The sequence below is a fragment of the Blastococcus sp. CCUG 61487 genome (assembly GCF_005222955.1).
Taxonomy (GTDB): domain Bacteria; phylum Actinomycetota; class Actinomycetes; order Mycobacteriales; family Geodermatophilaceae; genus Blastococcus.
The window spans coordinates 1-9,178 of record NZ_LWUA01000042.1; the positions used below are offsets into that span (position 1 = coordinate 1).

Genomic DNA, 9,178 nt, shown 5'->3' on the forward strand with positions numbered 1-9,178 from the left:
TGGACGGCGCTGGCGCTGGCGGTGGCCGCGGTGGTCGCCGCCGTCCCCGGGCCGCCCGCGACCCGGGTGCTGGTCGTCCCGGTGCCCAGCTCCGCTCGGGCGCTGCGGGACCGAGGTCGCGACCACGTCCGCGAGCTGGCCACCCACGCCGTGCGGGAGCTGCGGGCGGCGGCCGTGCCCGCGGAGCTGCGACGGCCGCTGCGCCGACGCGGCCGGGTGCGGGACTCCGCGGAGCTGTCCGCGGCCCAGCGGCGGGCCAACCTGGCCGGCACCTTCGTCCTCGACCGCGGTTCCGTGGCCGCCCGTCGCGGGGACGTGTTCGTGCTGGTCGACGACGTCGTCACCAGCGGCGCCACGCTGACCGAGGCGGCGTCCGTGCTGGAGCCGCTGGTCTCGCCGGGCGCCGCTCCGGTGCTGGCCGCCGTCGTCGCCGCGACGCCGCGCGAGCCCTTCCGGCGGGTGCGCGGGCATTCCGCTGATCGACTGTCGGGACCCGTGCCGAGGGACTAGCGTCGAAGCGACCAATGCCGGAGTCACACCGGGAGGTCTCATGGAGATCGTCGTCCGTGGTCGCAACGTCGAAGTTCCCGAGCACTACCGACAGCTCGTCGAGGACAAGGTCGGCACCACCGACCGCTTCGACCGGAAGCTGAAGATGCAGCGCATCGACGTGGAGCTCTTCCACGAGAAGAACCCCCGCCAGGCGGCCAACGCCCAGCGGGTGGAGATCACCCTCCGCGGCAAGGGGCCGGTGGTGCGGGCCGAGGCCGCAGCGCCCGACTTCTACGCCGCCCTGGACCTCGCGGTGACCAAGCTGGACACCCGGCTGCGTCGCGCGGCCGATCGACGCCGGGTCCACCACGGCCGACGCACACCCGCCAGCGTCCGCATGGCCGACAACGTCGACCTCGGCGCCGTGCTCGACTCCGCGACGCCGGACGAGAGCGACGGCCCGACGGCGACGGACGTGGACGAGCACCTGCCCGGCCAGATCGTCCGGGAGAAGGTCCACCCGGCCGTCCCCATGCACGTCGACCAGGCCCTCCACGAGATGGAACTGGTCGGCCACGACTTCTACCTCTTCCAGTGCGCCGACACCGGGCAGCCGACGGTGGTCTACCGCCGGCACGCCTTCGACTACGGCCTGATCCGTCTGGCGCCGGTGTCAGCGGAGGACGGCGAGGCCGCACCGAGCACGCAGCCGCAGGCCGCCGCCCGCTGACCCCGCCACCGGAAGTTGATCATCCGGGGCAGTCAGAACCAGCGCTGGATGTCGGCGTCCTGACAGGCTCGGAACACCGGCTCGACGTCGTCGGGGTGTTTCCTCAAGCGTTGCCGAGCACCCGGTCGACCGATATCTCGATCACCACGCGCGCCGGGTTCTCCCGGGGTTGCCGGTAGCGACGGGCGTACCTGTCGACGGCGTCGGCCACCGCGTCGGCGTCGTCCCGCACCACCGCCGTCCCCTCGAGGGTGAGCCAGCGCGCCCCGTCCACCTGGCACACCGCCACTCGCGCCTGCCCGGCGCGCACGTGGCGTGCCTTCGCCGACGTGCCCGAGGTGATCACCCGGGCGGTGGCGGTCGCCGCGTCGTAGGTGACGCCGATGGGCACGACGTGGGGGCTGCCGTCCGCCCGCAGCGTGGTGAGGGTGGCCAGGTGCCGCTCGGTGAGGAAGTCGAGCGCGGCGGGGCCGAGGTCTGCGGGGTTCCTGGACATCTGCGGGAGGTTAGGGGCCGCACGGCCGGGTTGCGACGGCGGAGCAGCCGCGCCGGGGGGTGGCACGCCTACGCTGGGGGCGTGGTGTTCCAGAAGATCCTCCGCGCCGGCGAGGGCAAGCAGGTCCGACGACTCTCCAAGATCGCCGACGCGGTCGAGAGCCTGGCCGACGACTACACCGATCTGAGCGACGCCGAACTGCGCGCCAAGACCGACGAGTTCAAGGAGCGCTACGCCGACGGCGAGTCCCTCGACTCGCTGCTGCCCGAGGCGTTCGCCGTCGTCCGCGAGGCGGCCACCCGGACGCTGGGCCAGCGGCACTACCGGGTGCAGATCATGGGCGGTGCGGCGCTGCACCTCGGCAACATCGCCGAGATGAAGACCGGTGAGGGCAAGACCCTGACCGGCGTCCTGCCCGCCTACCTCAACGCCCTGGCCGGACGGGGCGTGCACGTGGTCACCACCAACGACTACCTGGCCTCCCGCGACGCCGAGTGGATGGGCCGGGTGCACCGGTTCCTCGGCCTGACCGTCGGCACCATCGTGTCCGGCCAGCCCCCGGCCACCCGCCGCGAGCAGTACCTCTGCGACATCACCCACGGCACGAACAACGAGTTCGGCTTCGACTACCTGCGCGACAACATGGCCTGGAGCAAGGACGACCTGGTCCAGCGCGGGCACTTCTTCGCCATCGTCGACGAGGTCGACTCGATCCTCATCGACGAGGCGCGCACGCCGCTGATCATCAGCGGCCCCGCCGAGTCCAGCGCCAAGTGGTACGGCGAGTTCGCCCGCATCGTGCCGCTGATGAAGCGCGACGTGCACTACGAGGTCGAGGAGTCCAAGCGCACCGTCGCGGTGACGGAGGAGGGTGTCGAGTTCGTCGAGGACCAGCTCGGCATCGACAACCTCTACGAGGCGGTCAACACCCCGCTGATCGGCTACCTGAACAACGCGCTCAAGGCCAAGGAGCTGTTCAAGAAGGACCAGCAGTACATCGTCACCAACGGCGAGGTCCTCATCGTCGACGAGTTCACCGGTCGCGTGCTCTCCGGTCGCCGCTACAACGAGGGCATGCACCAGGCCATCGAGGCCAAGGAGAAGGTGAAGATCAAGGACGAGAACCAGACGCTCGCCACGATCACCCTCCAGAACTACTTCCGGCTCTACGAGAAGCTCTCCGGGATGACCGGTACGGCCCAGACCGAGGCCGCCGAGCTGCACCAGACCTACAAGCTGGGCGTCGTCCCGATCCCGACGAACCGGCCGATGATCCGCGAGGACCAGCCCGACGTCATCTACAAGACGGAGACGGCGAAGTTCGACGCCGTCGTCGCCGACATCGCCGAGCGGCACGAGGCCGGGCAGCCCGTCCTCGTCGGCACGGCGAGCGTCGAGAAGTCCGAGGTGCTGGCGAATTTCCTGCTGAAGCGGGGGATCCCGCACGAGGTCCTCAACGCGAAGAACCACGCCCGCGAGGCCGCGATCATCGCGATGGCCGGCCGGGCGGGCTCGGTCACCGTGGCCACCAACATGGCCGGCCGCGGTACCGACATCCAGCTCGGCGGCAACGCCGAGTTCATCGCCGACGAGGCGCTGAAGGCCCGCGGGTTGACGCCGACCGAGACGCCCGAGGAGTACGAGGCGGCCTGGGACGACGCGCTGGAGGCCGCGAAGGCGCAGGTCAAGGCCGAGCACGAGCAGGTCGTCGAGGCCGGCGGGCTCTACGTGCTCGGCACCGAGCGGCACGAGAGCCGGCGCATCGACAACCAGCTGCGCGGCCGCTCCGGCCGCCAGGGGGACCCGGGCGAGTCGCGGTTCTACCTCTCGCTCGGTGACGACCTCATGCGCCGGTTCAACGGCGCGATGCTCGAGTCGATGATGAACACGCTGCGGCTGCCCGACGACGAGCCGATCCAGCACAAGATGGTCAGCCGCGCGATCAAGTCGGCGCAGACCCAGCTGGAGCAGCAGAACTACGAGGTCCGCAAGGACGTCCTGAAGTACGACGAGGTCCTCAACCGGCAGCGCACCGTCATCTACGACGAGCGGCGGAAGATCCTCGAGGGCGAGGACCTCTCCGACCAGCTGCGCGGCATGGTCGACGACGTCGTCAGCGCCTACGTGGATGGCGCCACCGAGACCGGCTACGCCGAGGACTGGGACCTCGACCAGCTCTGGACCGGGCTGAAGGCGCTCTACCCGGTCGGGCTCACCGTCGAGGAGCTGCTGGAGAAGGTGGCCGGCGGCGAGCAGGACGCCCTCACCGCCGAGACGCTGAAGGACGAGCTGCTCGAGGACGTGCACCGCGCCTACGAGGCGCGGGAGGCCGGGCTCGGTTCGGAGGTCATGCGCGAGCTGGAGCGGCGCGTCCTGCTCAGCGTGCTGGACCGCAAGTGGCGCGAGCACCTCTACGAGATGGACTACCTGCGGGCCGGCATCCACCTGCGCGCGATGGCCAACCGCGACCCGGTCGTGGAGTACCAGCGCGAGGGCTACGACATGTTCAACGCGATGCTCGACGGCATCAAGGAGGAGTCCGTCGGCTTCGTGTTCAACCTGGAGGTCAAGACCAAGGAGGAGCAGGAGGCGGAGGCCAAGGCCAAGCAGGACGAGGCCGAGGCCAAGGCGCTCGCCGCGGCCCAGGAGGGGACGGCGCGGGTGCTGGCCCGCCAGGCCGCCGAGGCGCAGGCTGCCGGGACGAAGGCCGCCGAGGCGAACGGCGCGGAGGCCACCGCCGCCGCCCCTGCTCCGACTGCTCGCCGCTCCGGCACCGCGCGGAGGTCCCAGCCCGCGGCGCCCGCCGCCCAGGCGTCCACGACCGGGCCGGAACTCGCGGTCAAGGGGCTCGACGAGCTCCGCCGCCCGCCGGAGAACCTGACCTACTCCGCGCCCAGCCTGGACACCTCGGCCAAGGACGCCGGCAAGACGAAGGCGGCGAAGTCGGCCACCGTCACCGGCACCAAGGAGACCCCGCGGAACGCGCCGTGCCCGTGCGGGTCGGGCAAGAAGTACAAGCAGTGCCACGGTTCCGCCGCAGCGCAGTGAGGTAGCGCCCCGGCCGCTCGTCCGACTCGCGGCGGGCGGCCGGGGCCTCAGCCCACCTGCAGGGCGGTGCACCGCCAGCGACCGTCGACGCCCTCGAGCCGCGCCGCCACGGCATGTGCCAGGCCGGCGCGGTGGGCCACCGCGCTGATCTCGGCTATCCCGTCCACGGGCTCGCACACGTGGACGGGCCCGAGCAGCAGCGGCGCGGTGCCCTCGACGCACCAGCGGGGCCGGCGTCCGCCGGCGAGGGCGGCGAACACCCCGGGTGAGGTGAGCGGCCGCAACTGCCCCAGCGGCCGGCGTCCGCTGAACGCCTCCAGCGCCAGGGTCAGCACCCTGCGGCCGGCCTGCCCGGCGGGGGAGAGGTCGGCCCGTGACGACGGCGTCGGCCCGAAGTCGTCCTCGCCGGGTGGCCGGGCCGCGATCCGCGGACGCGGGCCGGGACGGTACGCCGGCCGCGGCACGGCGACCCCGGGGACGACCAGCCGCAGCGGAGGCCGCTCGTCCAGCAGCGGCGGTTGAGGCGTCGTGACGCGGACCAGGCGCAGCGGCCGCGGGGTCGGGGCACCGGCCGGTGCCGGGGGGTGCGCGGGAACTGTCATGGGGATCTCCCGGGATGGCGGGTGGACGGGCGGTCGGGGAGCGGTGGCTCAGGCCGGTGGCCGGAGCACCTGGCCGGGGAGCAGCAGGTCGGGATCCGGGCCGATGACCGCCGCGTTGGTGCTCCACCAGGCCGGGACGGCTCCGGCGATCTCGGCGGCGGTCGGTGTTCGGCCCAGCCGGGCGGTCAGGTGGGCGGCGGCGATGTCCCACAGGCACTCGCCGCGCACGACGACGTGCTGACCGGTGGTGTCCTCGACCGGCCAGTCCGGCACCGCACCGCCGTGCGGTCCGGCCGGAGCCGGCCAGTCGGGGACCGAGGTGCCCGGACCGGCGGCCACCGCCGCGGTGGGTGCGATGAGGACCGCTCCGGCCACGGGCGCGGTGACTCCGAGGCCGAGCCCGAGGGCGAGCGCGGCGGCGCGCCGTGCGCCGGCGGGGAGCACCGCACGGGTGAGGACGTCGGCGGCGGCGCCCAGTGCTCCCGGGAGCGCCGACAGGGCGGTGAGCAGGAGCCCGAGGGCGCCCCAGCTCCACAAGCCCCACGCGAGCAGACCCACGGCGGCGAGCAGCAGCGCCTCCGCGCCCGCCTCGTCCACCGTGCGCTGCCCGTGGCGCAGCGTCTCGGCCAGCTCGGGGACCGACGGGGTGAGCCACCCGAGCACCAGCGCCACGGCGGCCATCCCGGCCCCCGTGGCCAGCAGTCGGCGAGTCGTCATCCGTCCACCCTCCCTCGATCAGAGAGCACTAAAGCAAGCAAATGCACGCAAACGCAAGTGAACAGAACCGTTTAGGCTGCACGGCGGAGGTGGGGCATGCGGTGGCAGCAGCTGTTCGCCGACCTGGAGGCCCGCTTCGAGGCCGAGCAGGAGGCGGCCGAGCGCGCCGACCTGCCGTCGCGCGTGCGGCTGGAGCAGGGCGCCGTGCGGCTGGTCGACCGGCTGCGCGGCGCCGTGGGCACGACGGTCGGGCTGCTCTGCCGTGGCGCCGGCCAGGTGTCCGGCGAGCTCACCGAGGTGGGGCCGGACTGGCTGCTGCTGACCGACGACCGGGGTCGGGAGTGCCTGGTCGCCTCCGGCGCCGTCGTCGCGGTGGCCGGGCTGGGGCGGCGGACCGCCGTGGTCGAGGACGACGGCCCGGTGCGCAGCCGGCTGGACCTACGTCGCGCGCTGAGGGGGCTGGCGCGTGATCGCGCCGCGGTCCAGCTGGTGCTGGACGACGGGACGGCGCTGACCGGGACGATCGACCGGGTCGGCGCCGATCACGTGGAGCTGGCCGAGCACGCCGCCGACCTGCACCGGCGCGCGGAGGCGGTCCAGGGGGTGCGCGCCGTCGTCATCGACGCCGTGGCGGTGGTGCGCACGCTGCTGCCCGGGATGGACTGACGGCCGGCTACCGGTCCGCGGCAGCCGGGTCGGTCGCCTGCTCGGCGTCCGCTGCCTCGGCGGGAGGAACCGTGCCCGCCCGCGCCTCGGCGTACTTCTGCTGGATGAAGCGCTCGAGCTCGTCGACCTCGACCCGCCACTGCCCGCGTCCGCCGATCTGGATCGCGAGGAGCTCCTTGCGGCGCACGAGCGCGTACGCCTGCGACCAGGAGACGTTCAGCGTCTCGGCGACGTCGTCCAGCGTCAGGAAGCGGGGCGTGGGCATGAGGTCCTCTCGGTCCGGTCCGGCCACAGTCTGTCAGTCGCACCGGTGACCCGTGCCGGTCATCCACACCCGAACGTGTGGATGACGGCAGCGAGCCAATGCATCCATGACGCATCATCTGCACCCGGATGACGTCATGTCGCGTCGACGAGGACCGACGCGCCGCGTCACCCGTCGACGCGCGGGAGAGGGTGAGCGTGCTGTGACCGCCGTCCGTCCGGCTGCGCCGCCGACGGCCCCGACCGCGCTGCCTCCCGGGCCGGCTCCCCGTCGCATCCGCCCGCCGCGGTGGCTGGACCTCCGGCTGCTGCTGGGCGTGCTCCTCGTCCTCGGCTCGGTCCTGCTCGGTGCCCGGGTGATCGGAGCGGCCGACGCCACGGTGCCGGTGTGGGCGGCCGCGGGTGACCTCGCGGCGGGCACGGAGCTGGCCGCCGACGACCTGGTCGCCGTCGACGTCCGGCTCGACGACGCCGCCGACGCGTACCTGTCCACCGGCTCCCGTCCGGAAGGCCGGACGCTCGCCCGCGCGGTCCGCGCGGGTGAACTGGTCCCCGGTTCCGCGCTGGAGGAGCCTGCCGAGCTGGTGCAGGTGGCGCTGCCGGTCCAGGCCGGCTACGTGCCGCCGGGGCTCCGGCGCGGCGCGCTGGTCGACGTCTACGCGGTGGCCGATCCGGCCGTGGGCGCCACGGCGGTCACCGGCGGCGGCGTCACCCTGGTCGTCGAGCGGGCGCCCGTGCAGGCCCTGTCGGGCCGCGCCGAGGGCGTGCTGTCCACGCCGACGTCGACGGTGCAGGTCGTGGTGTCGGTCGCGCAGGACGAGGCCGCCGACGTCCTGACCGCGATCGGCGGCCGCCCGCTCGTGGTCGTCGTGCACACGTCGGTCGAGGGCGACGGCCAGGAGGCCGGTCGCGTGCCCGCGGCCACGGCAGCGGGGCGCGGAGATCCGGCCGGGCAGACCGACTGATGGCCGTCCAGGTCTTCACCGCCGTCACCGGGGCCGCGTGGGAGTCCGCGCTCGTGGGGGCGCTCGACCGGGCCGACCACGGCGTCACGGTGGTCCGCCGCTGCGTCGACGTGTCGGAGCTCCTGGCCGCCGCGGCGACGGGCACCGGCCAGGCGGCGCTGCTGTCGGCGGAGCTGCGCCGGCTGGACGGCGACGCCGTCGCCCGGCTGACCGCCGCGGGTGTGGCGGTCGTCGGGCTGGTCGAGCCCGGGGACGAGCAGGCCGCGGAGCGCTTCCGCCTGCTGGGCGTCGCCCACGTGCTGCCGGCCGATGCCGACGCCGAGGTGATCGCGCAGGCGCTGCGCGAGGCGGTGGCCGGGGTGCCCGCGGCCTCCCGCGACGTGGCCGACCCGCGCGCCGCCCTGCCGGCGCTCGGCGTCCCCGAGGTCGAGGACGAGCGACCGGTGGGCCGCGGCCGGTTGGTGGCGGTGTGGGGGCCGACCGGGGCGCCGGGGCGCACGACGGTCGCCGTCGGAGTGGCCGACGAGGCGGCTCGGCTGGGGGTGTCGACCCTGCTGGTCGACGCCGACGTCTACGGCGGGGTCGTCGCCCAGGTGCTCGGCCTGCTCGACGACTCCCCGGGCCTGGCGGGTGCCGCCCGGCAGGCCGGTGCCGGGACGCTGGACGCGACCACGCTGGTGCGGCTGGCCTGGGCGGTCCGCCCGCACCTGCGCGTGCTCACCGGCCTGGCGCGCGCCGATCGATGGCCCGAGCTGCGCCCGCGGGCGATCTCTGCGGTGCTCGAGGAGGCGCGGCGGCTGGCCGAGCTGACCGTCGTCGACTGCGGGTTCAACCTCGAGGACGACGAGGAGCTCTCCTTCGACACCGCCGCACCGCGTCGCAACGGGGCGACCCTGGCGGTGCTCGAGGACGCCGACGTCGTGCTGTGCGTCAGCGGCGCGGACCCGGTGGCCCTGCAGCGCAGCGTGCGCGCACTGGACGAGCTGCGCGAGGCACTGCCCGGCGTCGAGCCGGTCCTGGTGGTCAACCAGGTCCGGCGCGGACCGGTTCCCGGGGACCCGCGCCGGGAGATCGGCGCGGCCCTGGAGCGGTTCGCCGGCCGCGAGCCAGCCCACTTCCTCCCGGCCGACCGCCGGGCGACCGATGCCGCCCTGGCGGCGGGGCTGACGCTGGCCGAGGCGGCCCCCGGGTCGCCGCT

At 74.1% G+C, this 9,178-nt stretch carries 10 protein-coding genes; 6 read left to right on the forward strand and 4 right to left on the reverse strand.

Annotated features, from left to right (window positions below; translation table 11 throughout):
- Positions 1–510 (forward strand): ComF family protein (locus A6V29_RS20575; RefSeq protein WP_502700072.1); only part of this gene is annotated, 510 nt, incomplete at its 5' end.
- Between the two features lie 40 nt (positions 511–550).
- Complete coding sequence (hpf, locus tag A6V29_RS03890) at positions 551–1,222, forward strand: ribosome hibernation-promoting factor, HPF/YfiA family (RefSeq protein WP_137159078.1); 672 nt, start codon at positions 551–553, stop codon at positions 1,220–1,222.
- A 103-nt stretch (positions 1,223–1,325) separates the two neighbouring features.
- On the opposite strand, the gene A6V29_RS03895 is transcribed toward hpf, so the two are convergent.
- Entirely contained in the window at positions 1,326–1,718 is a 393-nt protein-coding gene (locus tag A6V29_RS03895; RefSeq protein WP_137159079.1) for a TIGR03618 family F420-dependent PPOX class oxidoreductase, read from the reverse strand.
- A gap of 81 nt (positions 1,719–1,799) precedes the next feature.
- Here A6V29_RS03895 and secA point away from each other — a divergent pair, with 81 nt between their 5' ends.
- A complete protein-coding gene (gene secA, locus A6V29_RS03900; RefSeq protein WP_137159080.1) occupies positions 1,800–4,766 on the forward strand; it encodes a preprotein translocase subunit SecA in 2,967 nt (988 codons plus the stop codon).
- Between the two features lie 47 nt (positions 4,767–4,813).
- Here the strand turns inward: secA and A6V29_RS03905 are convergent, their stop codons facing one another.
- Entirely contained in the window at positions 4,814–5,368 is a 555-nt protein-coding gene (locus A6V29_RS03905) for an Rv3235 family protein (protein WP_137159081.1), read from the reverse strand.
- Positions 5,369–5,416: 48 nt separating this feature from the next.
- Entirely contained in the window at positions 5,417–6,085 is a 669-nt protein-coding gene (locus tag A6V29_RS03910) for a LysM peptidoglycan-binding domain-containing protein (protein ID WP_137159082.1), read from the reverse strand.
- Between the two features lie 96 nt (positions 6,086–6,181).
- On the opposite strand from A6V29_RS03910, the gene A6V29_RS03915 reads away from it, so the two are divergent.
- On the forward strand, positions 6,182–6,751 hold the full coding sequence (locus A6V29_RS03915) for a hypothetical protein (protein WP_137159083.1): 570 nt from the start codon (positions 6,182–6,184) through the stop codon (positions 6,749–6,751).
- Between the two features lie 7 nt (positions 6,752–6,758).
- Here the strand turns inward: A6V29_RS03915 and A6V29_RS03920 are convergent, their stop codons facing one another.
- Positions 6,759–7,016 (reverse strand): helix-turn-helix domain-containing protein, encoded by a 258-nt coding sequence (locus A6V29_RS03920; RefSeq protein WP_137159084.1) that lies wholly within the window; start codon positions 7,014–7,016, stop codon positions 6,759–6,761.
- Positions 7,017–7,218: 202 nt separating this feature from the next.
- On the opposite strand from A6V29_RS03920, the gene A6V29_RS03925 reads away from it, so the two are divergent.
- Complete coding sequence (locus A6V29_RS03925; protein ID WP_249932998.1) at positions 7,219–7,980, forward strand: SAF domain-containing protein; 762 nt, start codon at positions 7,219–7,221, stop codon at positions 7,978–7,980.
- Positions 7,980–9,178: CpaE/TadZ family protein (locus tag A6V29_RS03930; protein WP_137159086.1), on the forward strand; the 1,199-nt coding region annotated here is incomplete at its 3' end. The genes A6V29_RS03925 and A6V29_RS03930, both read left to right, overlap by 1 nt.